Here is a 26,513-nt window from a genome sequence, read left to right as displayed (position 1 = left end):
CTACCACGGAAAGTGCACACCGGAACCCGGCCCCAGATCGTGGGGCCGGGTCTTCTGTTTCCGGCCGAAGGCCGCCCACCACCGGCGCGATGGGTGCGAGGTGCTCGCCGAATCCGATCACCTCTGTGGATGGCGATCTGCTCCGTCCGTCCGAACGGCGTGAATTCGGCGTGGACCGTCGTGCCGAGGTTGCATCCTTCGGCGAGGATGGGCGCATGTCTTCATTCGGGAAGTGGTGGGGCCGGCTCAGCGCGGTCCTCGGTGCGGTCGTCCTGGCGGTCTTCGTGCCGGTCGCGGCCTGGGCGTCCACGGGGACCGGCGAGTTGGTGGTGGAGGCCGCCCGGCGGCGCTCCCGTGGCGGCGGCTTCGGTTTTCTCGGTCTGCTCTGCTGCCTCGTGGTGGTGGCGATCATCGTGTTCCTGGTGCTGCGTCTGACGCGCAACCGGCGAGGTGGCCCCCCGCGCTGACCGTCGCCCATCCGGCCGGCCGCCGACGACCACCTGTCGACGAAGGCCGGCCGGGCCGGTCGACAGGCGTGGCGGGCGGCGGTGGTCCGCCGGTGGGTCAGGCTGCCAGGGCGGCGTTGGCCTGGGCGAGGAAACGTGAGGTCGCCGCCCGCGTGCCGGTACGCCGGGCGCGGAGGCTCTCCGCCGCGGTGACCAGCAGGGAACGCACCTTGGGGTGGCCCTTCGGCGGTGGCGCGGGGGCCGGCCCCAGCTGGTCGGCGATGCTGGCGCCGAACGCGGCGGCGCGCTTCTGAGCAGGGTCGGTGATGCTGCCCTCGGTGTAGCGGCGTACGGCGAGACTGGCGTTGAGACCACGCTCGTGGCCGAGGATGGTGCCCGCCTCCCCGTTCGTGGTCAGGAAGTTGATCACGTCGGCCACCGCGTCCGGGTGGCGGGTGCCCCGGAACCCCGCCCAGTACATCGACGCCCGCGCCCACTGGGCGCCCGGCGGGCCGGGGAAGCCCACGACACCCAACTCGGAATCGCTGAGTCGTTGCATCTCCGGCAGTTGGTGGGACCAGGCGAAGGACGCGGCGGTCAACCCGGTGACCACCAACTGCCGGGCCGGTTCCCCGCTGTCGGCCTGCTCGACGAGGGCCGCGCCCGGCGTGGCGCGTCCGGTTCGGGCGCGCTGCCACAGCTCGAACCAGGCGATCAGCTCCTCGGCGCCGAAGCCGAGCTGCCGTCCGCGGTAGAACTCGCCGCCCTGGGACCGCAGCCAGAGCCAGAGGGCGCGGTAGTCGCCGGACGCGTCCATCGTGCCGGCCACCTGGCCGTTGCTCGCCTCGGTGACCTGCTGCGCCCAGGCGATGTAGTCCACCCAGGGCATCCCGCCGCGCGGCTCCGGCACCCGCAGCTCGCGCAGCAGGTCACGGTTGAAGACCACGGCCGCGAGAGTCTGCCCGGCGGCCACCGCCATCGTCCGCCCGTCCACGGTGCCGTAGCGGATCAGACCCTCCGGCAGGCCACGCAGGTCCAGTCGGTTGTCGGCGGTCGCTTCGGTGAGGTCGAGGGCGATCTGGCGTTCGCTGTACTCGGTCAGCATGGCGTCGTCGAGCTGGATCAGGTCCGGAACGTTGCCGCCGGCCGCCTGGGTGGCCAACCGCTCGTAGTAGCCGTCGGCGCCCTGCCAGGTGACCCGGAAGCTGACCTGCGGGTTGCGCTGCGAGTACAGCCGGAGGGCCTTCTCCGTCAACTCGGCCCGCCTCGCCCCGCCCCACCAGAAGACCGACAGCTCGATCGGCCCGTCCTGGGTCGAGGTGTCGGCGCCATCGCTGCATCCGGCCAGCCCACCGGTGGCCAGCAGGGGTGCGCCGAGCAGCGCGGTGAGCACTCGGCGTCGGCCCGGGTCGGCGCCGAAGCGGACGATCGGTGGACGGGCAACGGGCACGAGGTCTCCTGGCACGTACGGACGGGTCGGACCATTCACGCAGGCGGCGCAGGAGGGTGTCAACGTCCGTCCGGTCACCCCGGCAGCCCGCGGGCGGTATGGGTGGCCGGAACGGGCCTGTCGTCGTCGCGTGGTGTACTAGGGCGCGTGGAACTTCTGCACTCGGGCAAGGTTCGGGACGTGTACGCCGACGGCGACGACCTGATTCTGGTCGCCTCGGACCGCATCTCGATCTACGACGTGCCCCTCCCGACACCGATTCCGGACAAGGGCCGGCTGCTCACTGCCCTCTCGCTGTGGTGGTTCGAGCAGCTCGCCGACCTGGTGCCGAACCACGTCATCTCGGCCACCGACGTGCCGGCCGAGTTCGCCGGGCGGGCCATCCGCTGCCAGCGGCTGGACATGGTCCCGGTCGAGTGCGTCGCCCGGGGTTACCTCACCGGCGGCGGCCTGCGGGAGTACGAGCGCACCGGCGCGGTCTCCGGCGTACCGCTGCCGCGCGGGCTCGTCGAGGCGTCGATCCTGCCCGAGCCGATCTTCACGCCGTCGAGCAAGGCGCCGGCCGGCGAGCACGACGAGCCGATCACGTACGCCGACGTGGTGGACAAGGTGGGCGACGAGACCGCCGAACGGCTGCGACAGATCACCATCGACGTCTACCGGCGCGGTGCCGAGCTGGCCGCCGACCGGGGCATCCTGATCGCCGACACCAAGATCGAGCTGGGCTGGGCGCCGGACGGCACCCTGGTGCTCGCCGACGAGCTGCTCACCTCCGACTCGTCGCGGTTCTGGCCGGCCGAGTCGTACCAGCCGGGCCGGGTGCAGTTCTCCTACGACAAGCAGTACGTGCGGGACTGGGCCACCGGCAGCGGTTGGAACAAGCTGCCTCCGGCGCCGGACGTGCCCGCCGAGGTCGTCGAGGCGACGCGCGCCCGCTACGTCGAGGTCTACGAGAAGCTCACCGGCAACCGCTGGAGCTGAGCGGGCCGCCAGGCCCCTCGGTCCGCCAGGTCTCTCGGTCCGCCAGGTCTCTCGGTCCGCCGGGTCGCCCGCTGCGCCGGGTTGCGCGCTGTGCCGGGTCGCCCGCTGCGCCGGGTTGCTCCGTTTCGCCGGGTCGCTCGCTGGGCCGGGTCGCTCGCTGGGCCGGGGCACCACTGTGCGTCCTTTGCTCTGCTTCAACCGGCGCAACACTCACGGCACCTTTCTGTTGCCTCCGCTGAAGCAGAGCAAAGGACGCGCACGTGGGTGCTTGACCGGGCACGCTTGGCTGGGACGGTTGGCCGGTCTGGCACCGGGCCTACGGCACTCCAGTCGGGCGTCCGCGTGGCACTCCAGTCGGGCTTCCGCGCGCCGCTTCGTCCGGGCGTCCGCGCGCCGCTTCGTCCGGGCGTCCGCGCGCCGCTTCGTCCGGGCGTCCGCGCGCCGCTTCGTCCGGACGCCTGCGCGGCGCTTCACCTGGTCGCCTCTGTCACTCCACCCAGTCGAGCGTGCGCTGCACGGCCTTGCGCCACTGGCGCAGCTCGCTGTCGCGTAGCTCCGGTGCCATCGTCGACTCCCACTGCGCGTCCGAGCGCCACTGCGCGCGCAACGTAGCCAGGTCCGGCCAGAAGCCCACCGCCAGGCCGGCCGCGTACGCCGCGCCGAGGCAGGTGGTCTCGGTGATCCGGGAGCGGACCACCGGCACGTCGAGCACGTCGGCGAGGAACTGCATGAGCAGGCCGTTGGCGGTCATCCCGCCGTCCACCCGGAGTCGGCGCAGCGCCACGTCGGAATCGGCGTTCATCGCGTCGACCACCTCGCGGGTCTGCCACGCCGACGCCTCCAGCACCGCCCGGGCCAGGTGCCCCTTGGTGATGTAGCCGGTCAGCCCGGCGATCACGCCGCGCGCGTCGCTGCGCCAGTGCGGGGCGAAGAGCCCGGAGAACGCCGGCACCACGTAACAGCCGCCGTTGTCGTCCACGGTGCGGGCCAGGTCCTCCACCTCCGCGGCGCTGGAGATCAGCCCGAGGTTGTCGCGCAGCCACTGCACCAGCGAGCCGGTGACGGCGATGGCGCCCTCCAGGGCGTACGCCGGAGGTTGGCCCTTGATCTGGTACGCGACGGTGGTGAGCAGGCCGTGGGTGGAGGGCACCGGGCTGGCGCCCGTGTTGAGCAGCAGGAAGCTGCCGGTGCCGTAGGTGCACTTCGCCTCGCCCGGCTGGAAGCAGGTCTGCCCGAACAGGGCGGCCTGCTGGTCGCCGAGTGCGCTGGCCACCGGCACGCCGGCGAGCACGCCGGTGGCGGTGCCGTACACCTCGGCGGAGCAGCGGATCTCCGGGAGCATCGCCGCCGGCACGCCCAGCGCGTCCAGCAGTTCCGGATCCCAGTCGAGGGTGGCGAGGTCCATCAGCATGGTCCGGCTGGCGTTGGTCACGTCGGTGACGTGCTCGCCGGTGAGTTTCCAGATCAGCCAGCTGTCCATCGTGCCGAAGAGCACCTCGCCACGCTCGGCGCGCTCGCGCAGGCCGTCGACCTCGTCGAGCAGCCAGCGCAGCTTCGGGCCGGCGAAGTAGGTGGCCGGCGGCAGGCCGGTGCGGGCCCGCAAGCGCTCCTCGCCGTACGCCGAGGCCAGCTCGCGCAGCAGCGGCCCGGTGCGGGTGTCCTGCCAGACGATGGCGTTGGCCACCGGGCGGCCGGTGGCCCGGTCCCAGACGACTGTGGTCTCCCGCTGGTTGGTGATGCCCACGGCGGCGAGCCCGGCCGCGTCGGTGCCGGCGGCCTGCAGCGCCTCGGCGACCACCTGCTGGACGTTGTCCCAGATCTCCTCGGCGTCGTGCTCCACCCAGCCGGGCCGGGGGAAGATCTGCCGGTGCTCGCGCTGGGCCGAGGCGACGATGTCCCCGGCGGAGTCGAAGACGATGCACCGCGAGGAGGTGGTGCCCTGGTCGATGGCGGCGACGTACTCGGTCCTCACGGCAGCACCGTACCCAAACCGGCGGCGCGGAGCGACAGACGTCACGTTGGCCGGGGCTTCGCCTACGATGTGCGAACGTGCGCGACATCGCCGTTTTCAGTGGAACCGCCCATCCCGACCTGGCTGCCGAGATCTGCGCCCACCTGGGGGTGCCGCTGCATCCGGTGCGGGTCTCCCGGTTCGCCAACGACTGCCTGGAAGTGCAGTTGCAGGCCAACTGCCGGGAGCGGGACGTCTTCCTGATCCAGCCGCTGGTCCCCCCGGTGCAGGAGAACCTCGTCGAGCTGCTGCTGATGATCGACGCGGCGCGGGGCGCGTCCGCCGGCCGGATCACCGTGGTGCTGCCGCACTACGCGTACGCCCGCTCGGACAAGAAGGACGCGCCGCGCATCTCGATCGGGGCTCGGCTCGTCGCCGACCTGCTCACCTCGGCGGGTGCGGACCGGGTGCTCGCGATGACCCTGCACTCGCCGCAGGTGCACGGCTTCTTCAGCGTCCCGGTGGATCATCTGCACGCGCTGCGCGAGCTGGCCACCCACTTCCGGCGCTACGACCTGAGCGACACAGTGGTGGTCTCGCCGGACCTGGGCAACGCCAAGGAGGCCGCCGCCTTCGCCCGGCTGCTCGGCACGCCGGTGGCGGCCGGTGCGAAGCAGCGGTTCAGCGACGACCTGGTCAAGATCAGTGCCGTGATCGGCGAGGTCGCCGACCGGGACGTCATCGTGCTGGACGACGAGATCGCCAAGGGCAGCACCGTGGTCGAGCTGATGGAGCATCTGCGCGGCCTGAAGGTGCGCTCGATCCGGCTGGCCTGCACGCACGGCCTGTTCTCCGGCGACGCGCTGCGGCGGCTCAGTGACCAGGACGGCGTGTTGGAGATCGTCTGCACCAACACCGTCCCCATCCCGGCCGAGAAGCGGGTCGGGAAACTCCAGGTCCTCTCGGTGGCTCCCGCCCTGGCCGAGGCCATGCGCCGGATTCACAACGGGGAGTCGGTCTCGGCCCTGTTCGGGTGAGCCCGCCCGCGCCGGGCCCGGTCTCAGCGCTTGGTGCGGTCGGTGGCGGCGAGGGTGGCGGCGATGCGGACGGTGGTGCCGGCGGCGCTGGTGGCGATCTCCATGGCGTCGGTCAGCTCCCGGGCCAGCCAGAGACCCCACCCGCCGGCGGTGTCCGGGGCGGGACGGCTCCGGTCGCCCAGCCGCTGCGGGGTGATGCCCTGGCCGTGGTCCGCCACCTCGCAGAACAGCCCGCCGGGCTCCCGCCAGAGCCGCAGCCACCCGCGCCCGCCGCCGTGCCGCACGGCGTTGGTGATCAACTCGTTGACCGCCAGCACGAAGTCGTCCAGCCGTTGGCCTTCGAGGCCGGAGGCGTGCGCGCAGGAGGTGACCGAGTGTCGAATCTCGGTCACCTGGGCCTGCTCGAAGGCCTCGGCGATCAGGAGGGAGGGTTCGATGGGCACAACCGTACGCGGTGCGTGCGGATCTGCATTCGTCATGGCCCGTCCCGACAGCGGATCTCGGAGTATTTCGCGGCTTTTCAACCGTACGTCAGGGTTCCTTGATGTGCACTCCGTGGCCCCGCGCCGCCGGCCCCGCTGTGGCATCCTGACCGCCATGCCGTCGCCGTCGGGTGGTTTCGAGGTGCCGCTCTGGCGGGCGCTCACGGTGTTCCGGGTCACCTCCCTCCTGTACGTCTGCGCGCTCGCCGTACGCGACGCCGACCGGTACGACCACCCGTTCGCCGTCGGCGCCCTGGTCCTGGCGATGATCCTCTGGACCGGCGTGACAGCCGTCGGGTACGCCCGCTCTGCCTGGCGCCGTTGGCCGCTGCTGCTGGCCGACCTCGGGGTGGTGGTCGCCATCGTGTTGTCCACCCCCTGGGTGATCGGACGGGAGGCGCTCGCCCACGGCGTACCCACCCTGGGGGTTGCCTGGATGGCCGGCCCGGTGCTGGCCTGGGCGGTCTCCGGCGGCCGGCGGCGGGGCACGGTGGCCGCGCTGCTGGTCGCCGGCGCGGACGTGGCCACCCGGGAACGGATCAGCCAGTCCTCCTTCACCGGAGTGATCCTGCTGCTGCTCGCCGGGGTGGTGGTCGGCCACGTCGCCCGGCTCGCCGTGGCCGCCGAGGAACGCCTGCAACACGCGGTGGAGTTGGAGGCGGCCACCCGGGAACGGGAACGACTGGCACGCGACATCCACGACTCGGTGCTCCAGGTGCTGGCGCTGGTGCAGCGGCGCGGCGCGCACCTGCCCGGCGAGGCCGGCGAACTGGCCCGGCTCGCCGGTGAGCAGGAGGCCGCGCTGCGGGCGCTGATCGCCGGCACCGCACCGGCCGACGCCGGGGCGGAAGCGGTGGACCTGCGCGGTCTGCTCGGCCGGTACGCGTCGGCGGCGGTGTCGGTCTCGGCCCCCGCCACCCCGGTGGCCCTGCCCCGGCAGGTGGCCGGCGAGTTGGCGGCCGCGGCCGGCGCGGCCCTGGACAACGTGGGCCGCCACGCCGGCGGGCGGGCCTGGGTGTTGATCGAGGACGAGGGGGAGACCGTGACCGTGTCGATCCGGGACGAGGGGCCGGGCATCCCGGCCGGCCGGCTGGTCGAGGCCGCGGCGCAGGGACGGCTCGGCGTGGCCCAGTCGATCCGTGGCCGGGTGACCGACCTCGGGGGTACGGTCCGGATCATGTCGACCCCCGACGCGGGCACCGAGATCGAGCTGATCGTGCCGAGGACGCAGCGGTGACGGCCGTGCGGGTGATGGTGGTCGACGACCATCCGATGTGGCGCGAGGGCGTGGCCCGCGACCTGGCCGAGGCTGGCTTCCTGGTGGTGGCGACCAGCGGCGAGGGGCGGCAGGCAATCCGGGTGGCCGCCGCCGCCCGCCCCGACGTGGTGGTCCTCGACCTGCAACTACCGGACATCTCCGGGGTCGAGGTGGTCGTCGGGCTGCGCGCCGCGCTGCCCGAGGTCCGGGTGCTGATGCTCAGCGCCAGCGGCGAGGAGCAGAGCGTGCTCGACGCGGTCAAGGCCGGTGCCACCGGCTACCTGGTGAAGTCGACGGCGCCCGCCGCGTTCCTCGACGCGGTCCGCCGCACCGCCGCCGGTGACCCGGTCTTCACGCCCGGCCTGGCGGGGTTGGTGCTGGGGGAGTACCGGCGGATGGCCGCCGGGCCGGGGCAGGACGCGACCGGGGACGCGGAGCCGGGAACGCCCCGCCTCACCGACCGCGAGACCGAGGTGCTGCGCCTGGTGGCCAAGGGAATGTCGTACAAGCAGATCGCGCAGCGGCTCGGCCTGTCCCACCGGACGGTGCAGAACCACGTCCAGAACACGCTCGGCAAGCTGCAACTGCACAACCGGGTCGAGTTGACCCGCTACGCGATCGAGCGTGGCCTGGACGACTGATCGGCTCAGACCGAGCGCGGCGGCTCGGTCTCGTGGATGGCCAGCTCCTCCGCGGTCGCCCCGCCGCCCGCCGACCCGGCGTCGTACGCCACGGAGTCGGTCTCCTGGTCGGTGTGCGCTCCCTCGTCCGGTTCCACGAGCCGGCCCACCGTGGCGTCGGCGACCGTGCCGAGCTGGCCGTGGTCGTAGAGGGAGACCGGCGAGTTGGGATCCGACGTCGGCCCCGGGTCCATCACGTCGGCGTCCAGCTGGGCCTCCGCCGCCGCGGCCTCGTTCTCCGCCTCGAAGGCGATCTTCGGGTCGACCGGGCCGGCCAGTGGATCGTCCACCGGGCGTTCGTAGACCTCCCGATCGAGCTTGTAGTCCAATGACTCCCCGTCGAGTTGCTCCTCGGCGGTCGTCCCGAAGCGGTCAACGGCCACCGGCGTCCGGTCGCCGGGCAGCTGGGCCGGCTCCGGGCCGTCCGCCTCGCGGCCGGTGAGCACGTCGTCGTTGGCGCTCGAGTCGTCATCGGCGGTGTCGGGCAGCCCCTCCGCCTCGGTGTCGGACACGGGGGTCGGGTACTCGTTGTCGCGCATGTCTGATCACTACCCGCTGCCCTCCCGCCGTAACCGGAGCACCGCCGGTCGTGCAGCGGCGAACCGGACACCGGGTGCGGGAAGTCCGTCAGCCCTGCGCTGCCTCGTCGTCCGGGTGCAGCACGCACCAGACGACCTTGCCGTCCGGCACCATGCTGGTGCCCCACCGGCGGGCCACGGTGTCGATCAGCAGCAGACCCCGGCCGCCCACGCGGTTCGGCGGGGACAGACCTTCGAATGTGGGCCGGCGCGACGAGTGGTCCCGAACCGCCAGGTGCAGGGTGTCGTCCTGCGGCGCCAACCGGACGCTCATCGGGGTCCGGGCATGCGTGACCACGTTGTTGACCATCTCGGTGACCGCGATCTGCGCCGGCTCGGTCAGGGCCGGCATGCCCCAGCGCACGCAACCGGTGGCGACCAGCTCGCGGGCCTGCCGGGCGGACTCCGGGGTCGGCGGCAGCTCGGCGGTCAGCACCGCCGCCAGCGGGGCCGCCGCGACAGCGGCCAGCGCGGCGTCGAGGGTGGGCCAGGCCGGCACACCCGCCAGGACGGCGTCGGGGCGACCGGGCCCGGAGACCGCCGGGTCGCACAGCAGCAGGTCCGCAGCCGGCCAGTCGGCGATCTCCCGGCGGACCTCGGCGAAGACGCCCCGCCCGGCCGGGTCGGTGACCCGCAGCCCGGTCACGTCGGCGACCACCGGGCCGGGCCGGTCGCTGAGCCGTGCCAGCAACGCGTCGTGAACCCGGGGCGCCCCGGCGGTGTCGAGCACCCCGCTCAACCGGATGACCGGGGACGACTCGTCGACCTCCACCCGGCAGTGCTCGTTCACTCCGATGGTCGTTTCGGGGTGCGGCCCGCTGACGTACGGCGCTTGCGGTCGGTCGACGCCTGTCATCAGCGAACCGATCGGGATCGGCGGTTCATGGCCATGGTGCCGACAGCGGTGCCGGCCGCGGCGAGACCGAACGCGGCGGTCATCCGCACCAGCTGACGCCGTCGACCGTGCCAGCCGCCGCTGCGGCTGGCCTGCCCGTCGGCGTGGAACACGTTGCCGGTGCTGTCGAGCCGGGCGCCCGGGCCGAACTGGGTGCGGTGGGCGTACCAGCCGAGGGTGCGTTCGACAAGGGCCGGCGCCAGCCGCCACTGCAGGCCGAGCAGCCGTGCGGCGCCACCGGCGTACGCCTCGCGGCGCGGCCGGCGCAGCAGCCGCACGATCGTCTCGGCGACCACTTCGGGCGGGTAGATCGGCGGGGGTGGCACCAGCTCTCGACCGCTGTGGTTGGCCGCGTGCCGGAAGAACGGGGTGTCGATGGTGGCCGGCAGGACGGTGCAGACGGAGATCTGCCCCCGACCGGTCACCCGCAGCTCCTGCCGGACGGTGTCGGCCAGCCCACGGATGCCGTGCTTCGCGGCGTTGTACGCCGACTGGTACGGCATCGCCACCTCGGCCAGCACCGACGCGTTGTTGACCAGCACGCCGCCGCCGGCCGCGCCGAGGTACGGCAGCGCGGCCTTGATGCCGTGCACAGTGCCCAGCAGGTTGACCTCCAGCACGCGCCGGAACTCGGCGACGGGGATCTCGTCGAACAGGCCCACAGCGCTCACGGCGGCGTTGTTCACCCAGGCGTCGATGCGGCCGAATTCGCCCACCGCGCGGTCGGCCAGCCGTTGCACCGACTCCAGATTGGTCACGTCGGTCGGGACGGCCACCGCCCGGCCGCCCAGCTCCCGGCAGCGCTGCGCGACCTGTCGCAACGCGGGCTCGCTGCGGGCGGCGAGCACCACCGCCGCGCCCCGGCGGGCCAGGGCGTACGCGGTGGCCGTGCCGATCCCGCTGGAGGCGCCGGTGATCACCACGGTCGAATCGTCGAGGGTGCGGGTCAGCGGCATTCTGCAGCGGTACCCCCGGTCGGGCCCGGTCATACCAATCGCCGCCCGACGATCATCGGATCCGCCCGATGCACCGGGCGAGATCGGGGCTCATGTGGTTGCCGTGGCGCAAGTGTCGGTGGCACCTGCGGTGACTGTTCCCGATCTGCCAGGTTTCGGCTCGGGGCTCTGAGGTTAATGGGACGCTCTGACCGGGACCGCCGAGGAAAAGATCGCAGGGAGGTGACCCATGCGCGTCGGCCTCGTCTGCGCGCACACCAGCTCGTACCGGCATGCCGACGGCCCGCCGGTCGGCACCCAACAACACATCGCGCGGGTCGCCGCCGAACTGGCCGGAAGAGGCCACGACGTCCGCATCTACGAACGTCGGGACGACCCTGACCTGCCGGCGACGGCGGACGTCGGCGGCTACCGGGTGCACCGGGTGCCCGTCGGCCCGGCGACCGCCCTGCCCACCGCCGGTCTGATCCCGCACGTCACCGAGTTCGGGCGCTGGCTGACCGACGAGTGGGGCGGCGCCTGGCGCCCCGAGGTGGTGCACGGGCACTACTGGATCGGCGGCCTGGCAGCCGCGCACGCTGTCCGGGAGACCGACATCCCGGTCGTGCAGACCTTCCACTCGCTCGGTGTGGAGCAGCTGCGCCACCTGGGCGGCGAGTACGACGGCCCGGGGGAGCGGATCCCGCTGGAGCGGGCGCTGACCCGGGCGGTGGACATCGCCGTCGCCCAGTGCAACGACGAGGTGGACGAGCTGACCCGGATGGGTCTGCAACGTACCTCCGTGGCGATGGTGCCGGCCGGGGTGGACACCGCGCAGTTCCACCCGGACGGCGAGGCGGCCCCGCGCGAACAGCGGGCCCGGATCCTCTCCGTCGGCGGACTGTCCCCGGGCCACGGCCAGGACGACCTGATCCGGGCGATGCGGCTGGTCGGCGACGCCGAACTGGTGATCGCCGGTGGCCCACCGGCCGGCCAGCTGGCCAACCACGCGGAGGCGCGTCGCCTGCGCGAGCTGGCCGAACGGGCCGGGGTGGCCGAGCAGGTCCGCCTGGTCGGGGCGGTGCCGCACGACCAGATGGCGACCTGGTACCGGTCGGCCGACGTGGTGGCCTGCACGCCGCACTACTCCTCGGCGGGACGGGTCTCCCTGGAGGCCATGGCCTGCGGGGTGCCGGTGGTCGGTTACGCGATGGGCGGCCTGGCGGACGCGGTGGTCGACGAGGTCACCGGCCGCCTGGTGCCCCCCGGTGACGTACGCACGCTCGGGGTCTCCCTGCGCCGGCTGCTCGCCGACAACGCCGGCCGGTTCGCCTACGGGCACGCCGCAGTGGACCGGGTCCGCAGCAGTTACACGTGGGAACGGACCGCCGGCGCCCTGGAACGCCTCTACGAGCGGGTCGTGAGCCGCCGCAAGCCCGTCGAGGCGTGAGCGGGGCGCCGCCGGATGCGCGGGTCGGTCAGACGGGCCGGCCCGCGCTGACCATGGCCCGGTCGTGGCAGTGCGCCACCGAACGGTGCTGCTGCGGCTGCGCGTAGCGGGTCAGGCCGATCACGGCGGCCAGGGTGACCAGGAATCCGACGGCGGCCAGCCACTCCCGACCCGGCCAGATCTTGTCGTTGAGCAGCAGCAGGCCGACGATCGCCGCCGGCACCGCTCCGGCGGCGTCCATGGCGGCGACCGCCGCGGTCGTCGAGCCGCGCTGCATGGCCAGCCCGAGCAGCAGTTGGCCGACGATCGAGTGGGCGATCAGCAGGTAGAACAGCGGGTTGGCGAGGAACGCCTCGGCCGACGGCGCGGAGGCCAGCGGCCGGGCCGCGACGGCCGCCGACGAGAACGCCAGCCCGGCCAGCGAGCCCAGGGCCACCGACCCGGGCGCTCCGTGCAGCCGGACGGCGAAGACACCGAGCACCGCGATGACGCCGAGCGCCGCCAGCAGGGCCACCGAGCCGGCGGTGCCGAGCTGCTTCGACGGCGCCGGCCGCGCGGCCAGCACCAGCGCGGTGATCCCGGCGAAGAGTAGGGCCAGCAGGGCCACCTCCGCCACCGGCATCCGCCACTTCAGCACCAGAACGCCGATGATGGCGGTCACCCCGAGCCCGGCCGCCACGCTCGCCTGCACCAGGAACAGGGGCAGGTCCCGTCGGGCCAGGAAGGCGAGCACGAACCCGCCGATCTGACAGCTCAGCCCCACCAGGTACGTCCGGTGGCCGGCCAGGCGCAGCAGCAGACCCGGATCGAAGGTGTGGTGCACTGTGGTGCGTGCCGCAGCCACCGACTGGAGCAGGTTGGCGAAGCCGTACGCGACGATCATCGCCGCGAGGAAGCACCAGCCGGAGGAGACCACCTGGCGAGGATAGAGGTTGCCGGGGGTCAGCGCTCGGCTGGTCGATCGAGCCGGGCGAGGATGTCGGCGTGCAGTGCACCGTTGGTGGCGACCACGCTGCTCTCGGTGCCCGGCCCGCCGGTGGGGGACTGTCGACCGCCCAGATCCGTGACCGTGCCACCCGCCTCCGTGATGATCGGTACCAGCGCCGCCACGTCCCACAGCGACAACTCCGGCTCGGCCATCACGTCCAGTGCGCCCTCGGCCAACAACATGTAGCCGTAGAAGTCGCCGTACGCCCGGCTGCGCCAACCGGTCCGCAGCAGGTCGAGCATCGCGTCGAGTCGCCCGGCGTCCTCCCACCCGGTCAGCGACGAGTAGCAGACGCTCGCGTCGGCGACCTCGCGCACCGCCGAGACCCCGATCCGGTCGCCGGCTGCCGGACCCGGCCCGGCGTACGCGCCCGCGCCGGCGCTCGCCCACCAGCGTCGGCCCAACGCCGGCGCCGACACCACGCCGACGGCCGGCCGGTCACCGTCGTACAGCGCGATCAGGCTGGCCCAGATCGGCACGCCACGGACGAAGTTCTTGGTGCCGTCGATCGGGTCGACGATCCACCGCCGGCCGTTCGGATCGGTGGACGGCTCGGCGCCGTACTCCTCGCCGAGCAGCCCGTCGGCGGGCCGGTGCTCGGCCAGCAGGGCGCGGATCTCCCGCTCCACGGCGGTGTCCGCGTCGGAGACCGGGGTCAGGTCGGGCTTCGTCTTCACCCGCAGGTCGAGCGCCCGGAACCGGGCCATGGCGATGGCGTCGGCCCGGTCGGCGAGCAGGTGGGCGAGGGCGAGGTCGTTGGCGTACCCGGTCATGCCGGCAACCTAGCCGACGCCTCGCGGGTCACTCGTCGGGCCCGCGCCGGTCACCCTCGCCGGGCCCGCGCTGGTCGCTGTCGCCGCGCGCGTCGCCGTCGCCGGCGCGCGAGGCGAGCAACCGGCGGTACGACGCCAGCCGGCGCGGGTCGGCCTTGCCGGCGGCCACCCAGGCGTCCAGTGCGCAGTCGGTCTCGTCGGCCGTGTGCTGGCAGTTGGGCGGGCAGTCGACGGTGCCCTCGACGAGGTCCGGGAAGCCGTGCAGCAGGCTGTCGGCGGAGACGTGCGCCAGCCCGAAGCTGCGGATCCCGGGGGTGTCGATGATCCAGCCCGGGTCGGTGTCGACGCCCGGCACGGGTGGCAGCCGCAGCGCCACCGCGCTTGTCGAGGTGTGTCGGCCCCGGCCGATCGCGCTGACCACGCCGACGGCGCGCAGCGCTTCCGGGACGAGGCGGTTGACGAGCGTCGACTTGCCCACCCCGGAGTGCCCGACCAGCACCGACACCTTGCCGCTCAGCAGCGCGCGGAGCGCGGCGAGGTCGGAGTCCGGGCGGTTGAGCACGTACGGCAGCTCCAGTTCGGTGTAGTAGCCCAGCACCTCCTCCGGCCCGGCCAGGTCGGCCTTCGTCAGGCACAGCAGCGGCTCGACGTCCGCGTCGTACGCGGCCACCAGGCAGCGGTCGATGAACCCGGTCCGCGGCGGCGGGTCGGCCAGGGCGCTGACGATCACCAACTGGTCGGCGTTGGCCACCACCACCCGTTCCAGCCGACCCTCGGCGGTGGTCTCGTCGTCGTCGGCGGTGCGACGTAGCACCGAGCGGCGCTCGGCGATCCGGACGATCCGGGCGAGAGCGCCCTGGGCGCCGGAGGTGTCGCCGACCAGGCTGACGCGGTCACCCACGACCACCGACTTGCGGCCCAGCTCCCGGGCCCGCATCGCGGTCACCGTGGGCAGCTCGGCCCCCACCACGCCGCGTTCGGCCCCGGCCAGCACGCACTGGTAGCGCCCCCGGTCCACGGCGATGACGAAGCCGTCCACCGCGTCGGCGTGCTGCGGGCGGGTGCGCGTACGCGGGCGCGACGACTTTCCGGGTCGGACCCGTACGTCGTCCTCGTCGTACTCCCGCCGTTTGGTCGCCAGGACCTGTCCTCTTCTCGCGTCAGCTCTCAGTGAGCGTCACTTTCCGGTCACCATCGCTGACCATAGTGCCGGGAACTCGGGCATGGTCTTGGAGGTACACCCCACGTCGTCCACCTCGATGCCGGGGACGGCGAGCCCGGCCACCGCGGCGGCGTGGGCCATCCGGTGGTCGTGGTAGGTGCGGAAGACGCCACCGCGCAGCGGGCGCGGCCGGATCTCCAACCCGTCCGGCGTCTCGGTGATGTCGGCCCCGAGCCCGCCGAACTCCCGCGCGAGCGCGGCGAGCCGGTCGGTCTCGTGGCCCCGGATGTGCCCGACGCCGGTGAAGACCGACGGCGAGTCGGCGAGCATGGCCAGCGCGGTCAGCACGAGGGTCAGCTCGCCGACGTCGGACAGGTCGGCGGTCAGACCGTGCACCACGCCGGTGCCGCGGACGGTCAGCCCGTTGGTGGAGAGGGTGACCTCGCCGCCCATCCGCTGGAGCAGCGACCGGAGCTGCTCGACCGGCTGGGCGCTGCTGTGCGGCCAGCCCTGCAGGGTCACCTCGCCGCCGGTGACCAGGGCTGCGGCGAAGAACGGCACGGCGCCGGAGAGGTCTGGCTCGATCTCCCAGCCGCGCCCGGTGAGCGGGCCGGGCTCGACGGCCCAGACGTCGGGGGTGCTGTCGTCGACCGCCGCGCCGGCGGCCCGCAGCATCCGCACCGTCATCCGCAGGTGGGGCGCGGAGGGCACCGGCGCACCGACGTGGCGCACCACGAGGCCCCGGTCGAAGCGCGGGGCGGCCAGCAGCAGACCGGAGACCAGCTGGCTGGACGCGGACGCGTCGATCACCACCTCGCCGCCGGTGACCCCACCGGTGCCGAGCACTGTCAGCGGGAGGCTGCCCGTGCCGGTGACGTCGATCCGCACGCCCAGCGAGCGCAGCGCGTCGACAAGCGGGCCGAGCGGCCGGGTGCGGACGTACGGGTCGCCGTCGAAGGTGACCTGCCCGTCGGTCAGCCCTGCCACCGGTGGCAGGAACCGCATCACGGTGCCGGCCAGCCCCACGTCGACGTGGGCGGGGCCGACCAGCGGGTGCGGCCGGACCAGCCAACGTTCGTCGTCGTTGATCGACACGTGCGTGCCCATCGCGCGCAGGCCGGCGGCCATCAGCTCGGTGTCCCGCGCGCGCAGCGGCTCGGCCAGGGTCGACGGGCCGGCGGCCACGGCGCTGAGCACCAGGGCGCGGGCGGTCATCGACTTGGAGCCGGGCAGGCGCAGTTTCGCTGCCACCGGGTCGGACGCGGTCGGTGCGCTCCACGGCTGTGGCGGCCGGGTCGCGGTCAGATTCCCCACGGTTACATTCTGCCGTGTCGGCCGGTGGGTGACGCCGACCGGCGGTCGTACTCCCGGTTGGCGGGACAGCAGGCAGGGCCCCCGACGGGTTAGCGTGAGCGCATGTGCGGCAGGTACGCGACGACCCGTGGTTCCGGTGAGTTGAGCGCGCTGTTCGAGTCGGCCGACGACACCGACGGCGCGATCCGGCCGGATCACAACGTCGCGCCCACCGATCGGGTGCCGCTGGTGCGGCTCACCCCGCACGGGCACCGCAGCCTCTGCGTCGCCCGCTGGGGCTTTCTGCCGCACTGGTCCCGGTCCGCCGCGGGCGCGGCCCGCATGATCAACGCGCGGGCCGAGACGGTGGCCACCAGCCGGGCGTACGCCGGGGCGTTCGCCCGCCGCCGCTGCCTGGTGCCGGCCGACGGCTGGTACGAGTGGGTCCGCCAGCCCGACGGCCGCCGGCAGGCGTACTTCATGACCCCGGCCGACGGCTCGGTGCTCGCCCTGGCCGGCATCTGGTCCGTCTGGGAGTCCGGGGCCGAGAGCCGGCTCACCTTCAGCGTGCTGACCACCGCGGCGCTCGGCGAGCTGGCCGAGGTGCACGACCGGATGCCGGTGCTGCTGCCGCCCCATCGGTGGTCGTCCTGGTTGGGGCCGTGCGACGAGCCCGACCGCCTGCTCGTGCCCGCGTCGCCCGATCGGCTGGCCGGGTTGGAGATCCGCCCGGTCGGGCCGGCGGTGGGCGACGTCCGCAACGACGGCCCGGAGTTGACCGCCCGGGTGTCCGTCCCGCCGCAGCCGGTCCCATCGGAGCTGACTCTGTTCTGAAAATGACAGGCATCGTCGAGCACCGATTTGCCAGGGTTCTGCTCGATTCGTCGCCTGGCCGTTCAGCCATGTTCTCCGTAAGCCCTTGTCTCGGTGTCCGGAAGTGCGATACAACACAGCGCCGGTAGTGGCTGTCGATTCGCACGGGGCGGACGACATCCACCGATCTTGCCGGTCCCACGGGGGAGGTGGGTGGAATGACACGGGCGCGTATGCCCCGCCCGCACGAGGTGGCCGCGGCACGGAGAGATCCGCGGCTGCTGCGGGCCTTGCGAGAACGCCGACAGGACGACGCGTGGCGCACCAGAGGGACGTGCCAGAACGTCGATCCGGAGACGTTCTTTCCGGCACCGAACGAACCGGCGGATGCCGCCGTCGCGCTGTGTCGCAGTTGTGACGTGCAGGGTTCCTGCCTGGCCTGGGCGCTGGAGGTCGGCGACTGCCACGGCGTGTGGGGCGCGACCACACCCCGCGAGCGGCGGGCGATGCTTGTCGCCTGGCGCGGCGAGGTCGAGCCCGATCCGGACGCGGCCGACGACGCCGGCCCTCCGGTCCGCGACCGTCTGCTCACCCTGGTGCCGCTGAGCTGACCGCCGGGAGTGAACCATCCCGGTGACCGCCGAGGTCGGCGCAGAATGGGTCGGTGCTGCCCAGCGAAGAGATCGACACACCCCGCGGCCCGGCGCGGATCGACACCGACCTGCCGGCCCGGCCGGCCGCCGCCCTGCTGGTGCTCGGGCACGGGGCGGGCGGCAGCGTGGACGCGCCCGACCTGCTCGCGGTGCGGGACTCGGCGGTCGGGGCCGGCCTGGCGGTGATCCGGGTGACCCAGCCCTACCGGGTCGCCGGCCGTCGCGCGCCGGCCCCCGCCGGGCACCTCGACGAGGCGTGGACGGCAGTGCTCGCCGCGCTGCGCGCTCGCCACGACGAGGTGGCCACGGTGCTGGTCGGAGGTCGTTCCAGCGGCGCGCGGGTGGCCTGCCGGACGGCCCGCGCGGTGGGCGCGGCCGGGGTCGTCGCGTTGGCATTTCCGCTGCACCCGCCCGGCCGGCCGGAACGCTCCCGCGCCGCCGAGTTGGCCACCGGGCTGCCGACGCTCGTGGTCAACGGTGATCGGGACCCGTTCGGGGTGCCCGCGTCGGAGCCGGGCGTGCAGGTCGTGACCCGGCCGGGTGAGACGCACGACCTACGGCGCGACCCGGCCGGCACGGCCGACGTGGTGCGGGACTGGCTGCGCCGGCACGGCTGGGCGGCCGACTGAACCGTCCGACCGTTTCCGCTGCCGGGCGCGGGTCGTTGCATCGGTTGGTGCCGCCGGCCCGGTTCGGACGGACGGCGCCAGTCCTCCCAGGCCCTTCCTGGTCCCAGCGCCGGCGCCACCGGGGCCGGGACCAGGAACGGGAGAGCCGGGCGGAATGCCTCACCGGTCATCTCGCGTTACTAACCCCGGACGACTTTTCTGCGAGGGGGGTGACCGGTGCCGACCGAGACACGAAGCCTGGAACGGGACGAGCGGGACGCCCGGCAGCTGCAGCGGCTGCTGGATGGTCCGGACTGGCCCGTGACAGCGGGACCGGGCGGGGTGGGTGCGGTGAGCACGGGCACACCAGCCGGAAGTGAATCTGTGGGCAGGTCCGTGCGCGTATCCTCGGCGGGAAAGCATCCGACGCGAGGGGATGTGCGGTTGACCACCGAGAAGACGGACGAGCGCAGGGCCCGGTTCGAGCGGGACGCGATGCCATTCGTCGATCAGCTCTACGCTGCCGGGCTGCGCATGACGCGCAACCCGGCGGATGCCGAAGACCTGGTCCAGGAGACCTACCTGAAGGCGTACGCGGCCTTTCACCAGTTCGAGCAGGGCACGAACCTGAAGGCCTGGCTCTACCGGATCCTGACCAACACCTACATCAACTCCTACCGTAAGCGGCAGCGCCAGCCGATCCAGGCGCCCACGGAGGAGATCACCGACTGGCAGCTCGCCGAGGCCGAGTCGCACACCTCCAGCGGGCTGCGCTCGGCCGAGACCGAGGCTCTGGACCGGCTGCCGGACAGCGACGTCAAGGAGGCGCTCCAGCAGTTGCCGGAGGAGTTCCGCCTGGCCGTCTACCTGACCGACGTCGAGGGCTTCTCCTACAAGGAGGTCGCCGACATCATGGGCACGCCGATCGGCACCGTGATGTCGCGTCTGCACCGCGGCCGTCGTAATCTGCGCAAGCTGCTCGAGCAGTACGCCGCGGAGCGGGGCTTCAGCCCGGCCCGGTCCGCGAAGGGCTCTGCCGCTGCCGCTGCTGGCCGGGAGGTGTGACGTGAGCTGTGGAAAGCCGCACGAGACGGACTGCCGCGAGGTGCTCGCGGAGGTCTACCTCTACCTGGATCTCGAGTGCGCCGACGAGCGCCGCTCGCTGATCCGGCACCACCTCGACGAGTGCGGGCCGTGCCTGCGCGAGTACGGGCTCGAACAGGAGGTGCGGGCACTGGTCGCCCGTTGCTGCGGCAACGAGACCGCGCCCGATCAGCTGCGCGAGCGGCTGCGGGTCAAGCTCACCGAGCTGGTGGTCTTCGAGACCAGTGACTCCCGTGAGCTGGCCGACTGAGCGTCGGCGTACCGAAACGGCGAAACACCGGTGGCCCGGGTCGATCTTCGACCCGGGCCACCGGTGTACCCGGCCTGCGCCGGGTCGGACTGACCGGTGACGGGCGCATCGCCCGCCGGCGCGTTCAGGAGTTGGGACGCTTGCCGTGGTTCGCGGCGCTCTTCTTGCGGGCCTTCTTCTTGCGGGACTTCTTCGCCATGCTGACCTCCTCGTGATGGGTCGGATCCGTGCTGCGCGCGGCCTCGCGCCGGTGCACCCACCGGCCGCCCGGCGTCGGGTCCGACCCGCTGATGGTAGTGCGCGCGACACCCGGTGCCTTCCTCCGGGGCCTCGGCGGCCGGTCGGCCGCACCGCTCCGCTCCCGCGCCCCACCCTCGCGTGATTGGATACGTCGGCAGGCACATCGCGAAAAAGGGAGGGCCGTGGACATGGCCGAGGAGATCCGCGCCGAGATGGTGGCGAACGTCTGGAAGGTCGTCGCGTCGGCGGGCGACACCGTGTCCGAGGGCGACACTCTGGTGATCCTCGAGTCGATGAAGATGGAGATCCCGGTCGTCGCCGAGGCCGACGGCGTGGTCCAGCAGCTCGCCGTGCACGAGGGCGACGTCGTACAGGACGGCGACCTGATCGCGGTGATCGGTTGAGCGGCCTGCTGGTCCGGCTCGCCGACACGGCCGACTTCCCGGCGGTCGCCCGCCTGACCGTGGCCGCGTACGAGGCGGACGGTCAGCTCAAGGGCGAGCACGGGTACGGGGCGGTGCTGGCCGACGTCTCGACCCGGGCCGGCAGTGGCGAGGTGCTGGTCGCGGTGGACGAGGCGACGGGCGCGGTGCTCGGCTCGGTCACCTTCGTACTGCCGGGCACCCCGTTCGCCGAGCTGTCGGGGCCGGGCGAGGCGGAGTTTCGGATGCTGGCGGTCGACCCGGGCGCCCAGGGGCGGGGTGTGGGCGCGGCGCTGGCCCAGGCGTGCGTCGACCGGGCGGCCGAGTTGGGCTGCACGGCGGTCGTGATCTGCGTCCGCGCGGGGATGGCCGTGTCGGCCCACCGGCTCTACGAGCGCCTCGGGTTCGTCCGTATGCCGGCGAAGGACTGGTCGCCGGTGGAGGGCGTGGCCCTGCTGGGCCTGCGGCTGGAGCTGCCCCGCGCCTGAGGCTGGCGCGTCAGGCCCGGCTGCTGGCCGGTGCCGTGTCCTCGTCGGGCTCGGCGCCGATCGCGGCCAGCAACTCGTCGGCCACCTCCAGCGCGAGCTGGCGGCGTTCGGCGTCGGTGATGCCCGGCGCCCGCACGGCGAACCAGCTGGTGTGCACGGCGAACAGGGACAGGGTTGCGCGCAGTTGGGCGGCGGGGGAGTCGTCGCCCCGGCAGAGGGCGCTGGCGAGCTGCATCATCCGGCCCCGCATCTGCTGACCGGAGGAGAGGCTCTTGAGCACTGTCTGGTTCTGCTCGAAGAAGCGCATCACCGACGGCATGTCGCCGCCGAACATCGTGTCGGCGTAGCGGGAGATGAGGGTGCGGCGGGTGGCCAGGGTCGCCGGCTGGGAGTCGGCCCAGGCGGTCAGCGCGTCCATCTGATCCAGCCGATCCTCGACGAAGCTGGCGACGATGTCGTCCTTGCTCTTGAAGTGGTAGTAGAGCGCCGCCTTGGTGACGTTGAGGCGTTCGGCGATCTCCCGCAGCGAGGTCTTCTCGTACCCCTGCTCGGTGAAGAGCTCCAACGCGACGGCCTTGATCCGCTCCCGGGTGCCGCCTGTGCTCTCCCTCACCTACGCCCCCCAATTCACTTGACCGTCAGTTGGTACCCAACTTACCGTGCGGCTAGTAAGGTGACTAGCCGGGCGGCAAGTAAGTAAGGCAATCCTCGGGGGGAGCTTACCCATGACTCAGGCAACCCAGACCGGCGCACGACCCAACGTACGGGTCGTGCTGTTCGGACTGATGATCGCGATGATGCTCGCGATGCTCGACAACATGATCGTCAGCACCGCGCTGCCGCGGATCGTCGGCGAGTTCGGCGGCCTCAACCACTTCACCTGGGTGGTCACCGCGTACGTCCTGGGCACCACCGTCTCCACCCCGATCTGGGGCAAGCTCGGTGACCTCTACGGCCGTAAGTCGGTCTTCCTGACCTCGGTCGTCGTCTTCCTCGTCGGCTCGGCCCTGTGCGGCATGGCCGGCTCCGGGATGTTCGGCGGCCCGCAGGACGGCATGGTGCAGCTCATCGCCTTCCGCGCCGTGCAGGGCCTGGGCGCCGGAGGCCTGATGGTCGGCGTGATGGCGATCATCGGCGACCTGGTTCCGCCGCGCGAGCGCGGGCGTTACCAGGGCATGATCGCCGGCATCATGGCCATCGCCATGGTGGCCGGCCCGCTGGTCGGCGGTTTCATCACCGACAACCTCTCCTGGCGCTGGGCGTTCTACGTGAACCTGCCGCTGGGTGGCATCGCGCTGCTCGTGCTGATCACCACGATGCACCTGCCGAAGTACCGCACCGAGCACCGGATCGACTGGCTCGGTGCGGCGCTGCTCTCGGTCGGCATCACCGCGATCGTGCTGATCACCACCTGGGGCGGCAACGAGTACGACTGGGCCTCGCCGCAGATCCTCGGCCTGGCCGTGCTGGCGCTGGTGGCGCTGGTGGCGTTCGGCCTGGTGGAGCGCCGGGTTCCGGAGCCGATCCTGCCGTTGGCGCTGTTCGCCAACCGCAACTTCGCGCTGATCTCGGTGATCGGCTTCCTGCTCGGTTTCGCGATGTTCGGCGCGATGAACTTCCTGCCGCTCTATCAGCAGACCGTGCAGGGTGCCTCGGCCACCAACAGCGGTCTGCTGCTGCTGCCGTTGATGTTCGGCATGCTTGTCGTCTCGCTGGTCATCGGGCGGGCGATCACCAAGACCGGCAAGTACCGGGCGTACCCGATCATCGGCGGCGTGGTGATGACCGGGGGCATGGCGCTGCTCTCCATGCTCGACACCGACACCAGCAAGCTGCAGTCCTCGCTCTACATGGTCGTGCTCGGGGCCGGCATGGGCTTCCTCATGCAGACCTCCATGCTGATCGCCCAGAACAGCGTGGAACAGAAGGACCTCGGCGCGGCCAGCGGCGCGGCCACCTTCTTCCGGTCGATCGGCGGCTCGTTCGGCATCTCGCTGTTCGGCGCGATCTTCGCCAACCGGCTCGCCGACTCGTCCGCCGGCCGGGCGTTCAGCGGCGGCGGCGAGGGCGGGATGGACCTGGAGCAGCTGAAGAAGCTGCCGGCCCAGGCGCGTGAGCTGGTCCTCACCGGTCTCTCCGACGCCATCTCGCACGTGTTCCTCTGGGCCGTGCTGTTCACCATCGTGATTCCGGTCCTCGCCTGGTTCATCAAGGAGATCCCGCTGCGCACCGCCAACGAGGCGCCGCCGCAGGCCACCCCGGAGGAGGAGGCCGAGGTCGCCCTCGGCAAGGCCCCGGTCGCCTGAGCCACCCCAACCCCAACCCCGCGCCGCACCGACCTCAAGGTCGGTGCGGCGCCCCCTTTCCCGCCGATCTTGCACTTTCTGTCCCGGCAAAAACCCCACACCCCGACAAAACCACGACAGCAAGTGCAAGATCGACGGGGCGGGGCGGGGCGGGGCGGGCAGGGCGGGGTGCGCGGGGCGGGGCGGGGTGCGCGGGGCGGGGCGGGGTGCGCGGGGTTGTTTAGGGGCGGCGGGTCAGCCGTTGCCAGAGACGGCGGAGCGGGTTGCGGGGGCGGGGAAGCCGGGCCGCCCGCTCGCCGATCATCCGGGTGGCCAGTGCCGTGCTGTCCGGGTCCAGGGTGGGGGCGGCCAGCGCGAGGTGGGCCAGTGAGACCGCGATCGGCACCGGCCGGGCCTGGGTCACCGCCGCCGCGTCGGCCAACCGTTCCGCCACCACGCGGGCCACGTCCGGCCGCACCTCCGGGTCCACCCAGGCGGCGGTGATCAGGGCGAACAGCGCCGCTTCGGTGACCCAGTCCTCCACACCCCAGACCAGGTCCACCAGCACCCGGCGTCGGGTCGAGTCCGCCCAGGGCTCGTCGGTGCGCTGGTGCAGCAGCCCCAGACAGGCCCAGACCTGCACCCCGCGGACCCAGATCGACGGATCCTGGGCGGCCAGCAGTCGTCCCAGCCCGCTCGCCGGCGCCGCGGGCGGGTGCACCAGCAGCCCGAGCAGGTCGTCGACGTCGAGGCCGGCCAGGCCCACCGCCGCGTCGTAGGCCGCCGGCGGGTGCGGCCACGCCGGGTGGGCCACCTGTCCGATCCGTTCGACAGCCACCGCCGAGGGCGCCGGCAGCGCCGGTGTCGGCACGTTCTCCGCGAAGTGCCACAGCCGCTGCGCGGACGGGCGTCGAGGCTCGCGCGGGTCCGGCTCCACGACCCCGGCGACCTCGATCCGCAGTCCGGGCGCCACCGCCGTCGCCGTCCGCAGGGCGCTCGGTGGGGCTGCCGCCGCGAGGCGTACGGCGCCGCCGATGCCGTTGTCGTCGTCGGCGACCGCCTGACGGAGCGCGTCGACCAGGGGGCCGCCGGCCGGCGTCAGTTGCCCGAGCCAGGGCCGACCCCGGCAGCACTGGGCCAGATCGCCGTGCTCGTGGCTGTCGTCGGGGTGGTCCCGGATGAAGTCGGCGAGCGCGACCAGGTGGGACAGGTCGCCGTCGCGCAGGTGCCGCAGTCGGTGGGCGGTGTGCACCGCGCAGTCGAACGACGGGTCCCGGGCCAGCGCCCGCTCGGTCCACTCCAACGCCTCGTCGAGCCGGCCGATCTCGGCCAGGGTGCCGGCGATGTCGGCGTAGATGGCCAGGTCGTCCGGGTCCAGTTCGACGGCTCGACCGAGCGCCGTGAGGGCGTCGCGGGTCCGGCCCGCGCTGCGGTACGCGTACCCGAGCCAGACCTCGCCCATCTTCGACGGCTGGCACCGTACGCCCCGGCTGGCCCAACGGATCGCCAGCGCGACCTCGCCGAGCCGCCGGGCCAGTGCGGACGCCGCGCCCAGCAGGAGACCGTGCTCGGGGTGCACGGTGGCGGCGTTGCGGGCCAGCGTGAGGTACGGCGTGAGGGCGTCCCGGCCGGCCCGCGGCACCGGATCGGTCAGCGCCGCGCAGACCTGCATGAGGACGCGGGCGATGTGGTCCGGCTCCAGCCGTTCGACCAGTTCGGAGGCGGTCACCCACGGCACGCCCGCCCACTGGGTGCCGGGCGCGTGACCGGTCGCCGCGGCCAGCAGCTCCAGCCCTTCGGCGGGGCGGCCGGCGGCGGCCAGCAGGTGGGCGCGGGCGACGACCGCGCCCACGAAGGTGTGGTGGTTGATCGGGAAGAGGTCGAGCCCTCCTCCGTCGGCCGCGGCGAGGCGGGCCAGCGTCTCGTGCACCTCGGGCAGGGTGGGCGCCCGCGCGAGCGCGCCGGCGAGGTGGCCGGCGGCGTGGTGGAGGTCTCCCTCGTCCAGTGCCAGCCGGGCCAGCGCCAGCTCCTCCGTCGCGGAGAGCGCGGGCTCGTCCCTTCCCTCTGGCACGGTGTCCTCTCGTCGCAGCTGCAGACAGCGGGGCCAGCGTAGTTGATGTTGAGTTGATCAAGTGATCAACTGCGCACTGCTGCTCGAATAATTGCTGCTGCCGACTTCTGCGTGCAAGACTGAGCAGGAAACGCGCGGCAATCGCGCACGAGGGGAGTGTTTCGTGACACGTGCAGGGTCCGGAATGGCCGCCGACATCGCCGAGCAGCCCGCCGGCTACGCGCGCCTGCTCGACAGCGCCAACACCGCGGCGATCGCCCGGGTGGCCGCTGTCGTGGCCGAGCGTCGACCGCGACACGTGGTCTTCACCGCCCGGGGCACGTCCGACCACGCGGCCCTCTACGGGGCGTACCTGACCGAGATCCGGCTCGGCCTGCCCGCCGGTCTCGCCTCGCCGAGCGTCGTCACCCTGTTCGGCGCCCGCCCCGACCTGTCCGACGCGCTTGTCGTCGGGGTCAGCCAGAGCGGCGGCTCACCCGACCTCGCCGAGGTGCTGCGCGCCGCGCGGTCCTCCGGCGCGCTCACCCTCGCGGTGACCAACGCCCCCGACTCCCCGCTGGCCGACACTGCCGAGTTGAGCATCGACATCGCCGCCGGGCACGAGCGGGCGGTCGCGGCGACGAAGACGTACACCGCCGAACTGCTCGCCCTGCTCATGCTGGTCGAGGGGATCCGGGCCGGCGACGGGGTGCTCCCGGCGGCCGAGCGGGAGGCGCTCGCCGCGCTGCCCGACCTGGCCACCAGGACGCTCGCCGACGACACCCCGGCCCAGCTCGCGCCGCGCTACCGCTTCGCCCGCCAACTGGTCACCACCGGCCGCGGGTACGCCTACCCGACCGCCCGCGAGGCCGCGTTGAAGCTGATGGAGACCTCGTACCTGCCGGCGCTCGCCTTCTCCGGCGCCGACCTGCTGCACGGCCCGCTCGCGATGACCGACCCGGAGGTCCCGGTGCTCGCCGTCGTCGGCTCCGGTCCGGGTGGCCGGTCGATGGGCGAGGTGCTGCCCCGCCTCGGCGAGCGTCGCGCCGACGTGGTGGTCGTCGGCTCCGCCGACGTGCCGGGCGCCACCCGGCTCGCCGTCCCCGAGGTCGACGAGCGGTACGCGCCGCTGCTGGACATCCTGCCGTTGCAGCGCCTGGCGTTGGCGTTGGCACTGACCCGTGGCGAGGACCCGGACGCGCCGCGCGGCCTGAAGAAGGTCACCGCGACGATGTGAGGCA

27 protein-coding genes and 1 pseudogene are annotated in these 26,513 nt (G+C 73.0%); 15 read left to right on the top strand and 13 right to left on the bottom strand.

Annotation, left to right across the window (positions count from 1 at the left end):
- Positions 1-215 precede the first annotated feature (215 nt).
- On the top strand, positions 216-467 hold the full coding sequence (locus ACLQ27_RS08375; RefSeq protein ID WP_089019121.1) for a hypothetical protein: 252 nt from the start codon (positions 216-218) through the stop codon (positions 465-467).
- 97 nt (positions 468-564) lie between these two features.
- Here ACLQ27_RS08375 and ACLQ27_RS08370 read toward each other — a convergent pair whose 3' ends face one another.
- Entirely contained in the window at positions 565-1,896 is a 1,332-nt protein-coding gene (locus tag ACLQ27_RS08370) for an ABC transporter substrate-binding protein (RefSeq protein ID WP_357574666.1), read from the bottom strand.
- A 147-nt stretch (positions 1,897-2,043) separates the two neighbouring features.
- On the opposite strand from ACLQ27_RS08370, the gene ACLQ27_RS08365 reads away from it, so the two are divergent.
- Complete coding sequence (locus tag ACLQ27_RS08365; protein ID WP_234587642.1) at positions 2,044-2,877, top strand: phosphoribosylaminoimidazolesuccinocarboxamide synthase; 834 nt, start codon at positions 2,044-2,046, stop codon at positions 2,875-2,877.
- Positions 2,878-3,364: 487 nt separating this feature from the next.
- Here ACLQ27_RS08365 and glpK read toward each other — a convergent pair whose 3' ends face one another.
- A complete protein-coding gene (glpK, locus tag ACLQ27_RS08360; RefSeq protein WP_357574667.1) occupies positions 3,365-4,849 on the bottom strand; it encodes a glycerol kinase GlpK in 1,485 nt (494 codons plus the stop codon).
- A 77-nt stretch (positions 4,850-4,926) separates the two neighbouring features.
- On the opposite strand from glpK, the gene ACLQ27_RS08355 reads away from it, so the two are divergent.
- Positions 4,927-5,865, top strand: a complete 939-nt coding sequence (locus tag ACLQ27_RS08355) for a ribose-phosphate diphosphokinase (protein ID WP_357495817.1) — start codon at positions 4,927-4,929, stop codon at positions 5,863-5,865.
- A gap of 23 nt (positions 5,866-5,888) precedes the next feature.
- On the opposite strand, the gene ACLQ27_RS08350 is transcribed toward ACLQ27_RS08355, so the two are convergent.
- Positions 5,889-6,344, bottom strand: a complete 456-nt coding sequence (locus tag ACLQ27_RS08350; RefSeq protein ID WP_425866202.1) for an ATP-binding protein — start codon at positions 6,342-6,344, stop codon at positions 5,889-5,891.
- Between the two features lie 118 nt (positions 6,345-6,462).
- Between ACLQ27_RS08350 and macS the strand changes: the two genes are divergently transcribed.
- Entirely contained in the window at positions 6,463-7,584 is a 1,122-nt protein-coding gene (gene macS, locus ACLQ27_RS08345) for a MacS family sensor histidine kinase (protein WP_425866200.1), read from the top strand.
- 14 nt (positions 7,585-7,598) lie between these two features.
- Positions 7,599-8,246, top strand: a complete 648-nt coding sequence (locus ACLQ27_RS08340; protein WP_234587696.1) for a response regulator — start codon at positions 7,599-7,601, stop codon at positions 8,244-8,246.
- A 5-nt stretch (positions 8,247-8,251) separates the two neighbouring features.
- On the opposite strand, the gene ACLQ27_RS08335 is transcribed toward ACLQ27_RS08340, so the two are convergent.
- The 3 genes from ACLQ27_RS08335 to ACLQ27_RS08325 form a co-directional block, all read right to left on the bottom strand.
- The gene (locus tag ACLQ27_RS08335; protein ID WP_354861350.1) at positions 8,252-8,824 is read right to left on the bottom strand and encodes a DUF5709 domain-containing protein; all 573 of its coding nucleotides are present in this window, start codon (positions 8,822-8,824) and stop codon (positions 8,252-8,254) included.
- Between the two features lie 88 nt (positions 8,825-8,912).
- Positions 8,913-9,719, bottom strand: coding sequence for an ATP-binding protein (locus tag ACLQ27_RS08330; protein WP_425866197.1), 807 nt, complete (start codon positions 9,717-9,719; stop codon positions 8,913-8,915).
- A complete protein-coding gene (locus tag ACLQ27_RS08325; protein ID WP_425866195.1) occupies positions 9,719-10,714 on the bottom strand; it encodes an SDR family oxidoreductase in 996 nt (331 codons plus the stop codon). The genes ACLQ27_RS08330 and ACLQ27_RS08325 overlap by 1 nt, the downstream gene beginning before the upstream one ends.
- A 229-nt stretch (positions 10,715-10,943) precedes the next feature.
- Between ACLQ27_RS08325 and ACLQ27_RS08320 the strand changes: the two genes are divergently transcribed.
- A complete protein-coding gene (locus ACLQ27_RS08320; protein ID WP_234587631.1) occupies positions 10,944-12,143 on the top strand; it encodes a glycosyltransferase in 1,200 nt (399 codons plus the stop codon).
- On the opposite strand, the pseudogene ACLQ27_RS08315 reads toward ACLQ27_RS08320, so the two are convergent.
- From ACLQ27_RS08315 to aroA, 4 genes and pseudogenes are all read right to left on the bottom strand, one after another.
- Positions 12,101-13,026: pseudogene (locus ACLQ27_RS08315) on the bottom strand (hypothetical protein). The gene ACLQ27_RS08320 and the pseudogene ACLQ27_RS08315 sit on opposite strands and share 43 nt — an antisense overlap.
- Positions 13,027-13,085: 59 nt before the next feature.
- Positions 13,086-13,904, bottom strand: coding sequence for a histidinol-phosphatase (gene hisN / locus ACLQ27_RS08310; RefSeq protein ID WP_425866193.1), 819 nt, complete (start codon positions 13,902-13,904; stop codon positions 13,086-13,088).
- A gap of 28 nt (positions 13,905-13,932) precedes the next feature.
- Complete coding sequence (rsgA, locus tag ACLQ27_RS08305) at positions 13,933-15,075, bottom strand: ribosome small subunit-dependent GTPase A (RefSeq protein ID WP_425866811.1); 1,143 nt, start codon at positions 15,073-15,075, stop codon at positions 13,933-13,935.
- A 6-nt stretch (positions 15,076-15,081) separates the two neighbouring features.
- On the bottom strand, positions 15,082-16,380 hold the full coding sequence (gene aroA / locus ACLQ27_RS08300) for a 3-phosphoshikimate 1-carboxyvinyltransferase (protein WP_425866191.1): 1,299 nt from the start codon (positions 16,378-16,380) through the stop codon (positions 15,082-15,084).
- A gap of 102 nt (positions 16,381-16,482) precedes the next feature.
- Here aroA and ACLQ27_RS08295 point away from each other — a divergent pair, with 102 nt between their 5' ends.
- The 5 genes from ACLQ27_RS08295 to rsrA all read left to right on the top strand — a co-directional run bounded on the left by ACLQ27_RS08295 (position 16,483) and on the right by rsrA (position 19,787).
- Positions 16,483-17,193: an SOS response-associated peptidase gene (locus tag ACLQ27_RS08295; RefSeq protein WP_425866189.1), complete on the top strand. Its 711-nt coding sequence runs from the start codon at positions 16,483-16,485 to the stop codon at positions 17,191-17,193.
- Positions 17,194-17,390: 197 nt separating this feature from the next.
- Entirely contained in the window at positions 17,391-17,783 is a 393-nt protein-coding gene (locus ACLQ27_RS08290) for a WhiB family transcriptional regulator (RefSeq protein WP_234587627.1), read from the top strand.
- 53 nt (positions 17,784-17,836) lie between these two features.
- Positions 17,837-18,454 carry an alpha/beta hydrolase family protein gene (locus ACLQ27_RS08285; protein ID WP_357495833.1) on the top strand — a complete coding sequence of 206 codons (618 nt, stop codon included), beginning with the start codon at positions 17,837-17,839 and terminating at the stop codon, positions 18,452-18,454.
- 216 nt (positions 18,455-18,670) lie between these two features.
- Positions 18,671-19,498: a sigma-70 family RNA polymerase sigma factor gene (locus ACLQ27_RS08280; protein WP_354861333.1), complete on the top strand. Its 828-nt coding sequence runs from the start codon at positions 18,671-18,673 to the stop codon at positions 19,496-19,498.
- A 1-nt stretch (position 19,499) separates the two neighbouring features.
- Positions 19,500-19,787: a mycothiol system anti-sigma-R factor gene (gene rsrA, locus ACLQ27_RS08275; protein WP_007464731.1), complete on the top strand. Its 288-nt coding sequence runs from the start codon at positions 19,500-19,502 to the stop codon at positions 19,785-19,787.
- Between the two features lie 124 nt (positions 19,788-19,911).
- Here rsrA and ACLQ27_RS08270 read toward each other — a convergent pair whose 3' ends face one another.
- Complete coding sequence (locus ACLQ27_RS08270; protein ID WP_369814844.1) at positions 19,912-19,986, bottom strand: 50S ribosomal protein bL37; 75 nt, start codon at positions 19,984-19,986, stop codon at positions 19,912-19,914.
- A gap of 223 nt (positions 19,987-20,209) precedes the next feature.
- Here ACLQ27_RS08270 and ACLQ27_RS08265 point away from each other — a divergent pair, with 223 nt between their 5' ends.
- Complete coding sequence (locus tag ACLQ27_RS08265; protein WP_007464729.1) at positions 20,210-20,431, top strand: biotin/lipoyl-binding carrier protein; 222 nt, start codon at positions 20,210-20,212, stop codon at positions 20,429-20,431.
- Positions 20,428-20,937 (top strand): GNAT family N-acetyltransferase, encoded by a 510-nt coding sequence (locus tag ACLQ27_RS08260; RefSeq protein WP_425866186.1) that lies wholly within the window; start codon positions 20,428-20,430, stop codon positions 20,935-20,937. The genes ACLQ27_RS08265 and ACLQ27_RS08260 overlap by 4 nt, the downstream gene beginning before the upstream one ends.
- A gap of 10 nt (positions 20,938-20,947) precedes the next feature.
- Here the strand turns inward: ACLQ27_RS08260 and ACLQ27_RS08255 are convergent, their stop codons facing one another.
- Positions 20,948-21,550 (bottom strand): TetR/AcrR family transcriptional regulator, encoded by a 603-nt coding sequence (locus ACLQ27_RS08255; RefSeq protein ID WP_425866184.1) that lies wholly within the window; start codon positions 21,548-21,550, stop codon positions 20,948-20,950.
- Between the two features lie 112 nt (positions 21,551-21,662).
- On the opposite strand from ACLQ27_RS08255, the gene ACLQ27_RS08250 reads away from it, so the two are divergent.
- Positions 21,663-23,243 (top strand): MDR family MFS transporter, encoded by a 1,581-nt coding sequence (locus ACLQ27_RS08250; RefSeq protein ID WP_425866182.1) that lies wholly within the window; start codon positions 21,663-21,665, stop codon positions 23,241-23,243.
- 220 nt (positions 23,244-23,463) lie between these two features.
- Here the strand turns inward: ACLQ27_RS08250 and ACLQ27_RS08245 are convergent, their stop codons facing one another.
- Positions 23,464-25,293: a tetratricopeptide repeat protein gene (locus ACLQ27_RS08245; RefSeq protein WP_425866180.1), complete on the bottom strand. Its 1,830-nt coding sequence runs from the start codon at positions 25,291-25,293 to the stop codon at positions 23,464-23,466.
- A gap of 184 nt (positions 25,294-25,477) precedes the next feature.
- Here ACLQ27_RS08245 and ACLQ27_RS08240 point away from each other — a divergent pair, with 184 nt between their 5' ends.
- A complete protein-coding gene (locus ACLQ27_RS08240) occupies positions 25,478-26,509 on the top strand; it encodes an SIS domain-containing protein (protein ID WP_357496243.1) in 1,032 nt (343 codons plus the stop codon).
- The last annotated feature ends 4 nt before the right edge of the window (positions 26,510-26,513 follow it).

Origin of the sequence: Micromonospora sp. DT63 (assembly GCF_049841615.1) — a bacterium.
Classification (GTDB): domain Bacteria; phylum Actinomycetota; class Actinomycetes; order Mycobacteriales; family Micromonosporaceae; genus Micromonospora.
The sequence above is the reverse complement of the archived record's forward strand: the minus strand, read 5'-3'. Positions and strand labels throughout refer to the sequence as shown.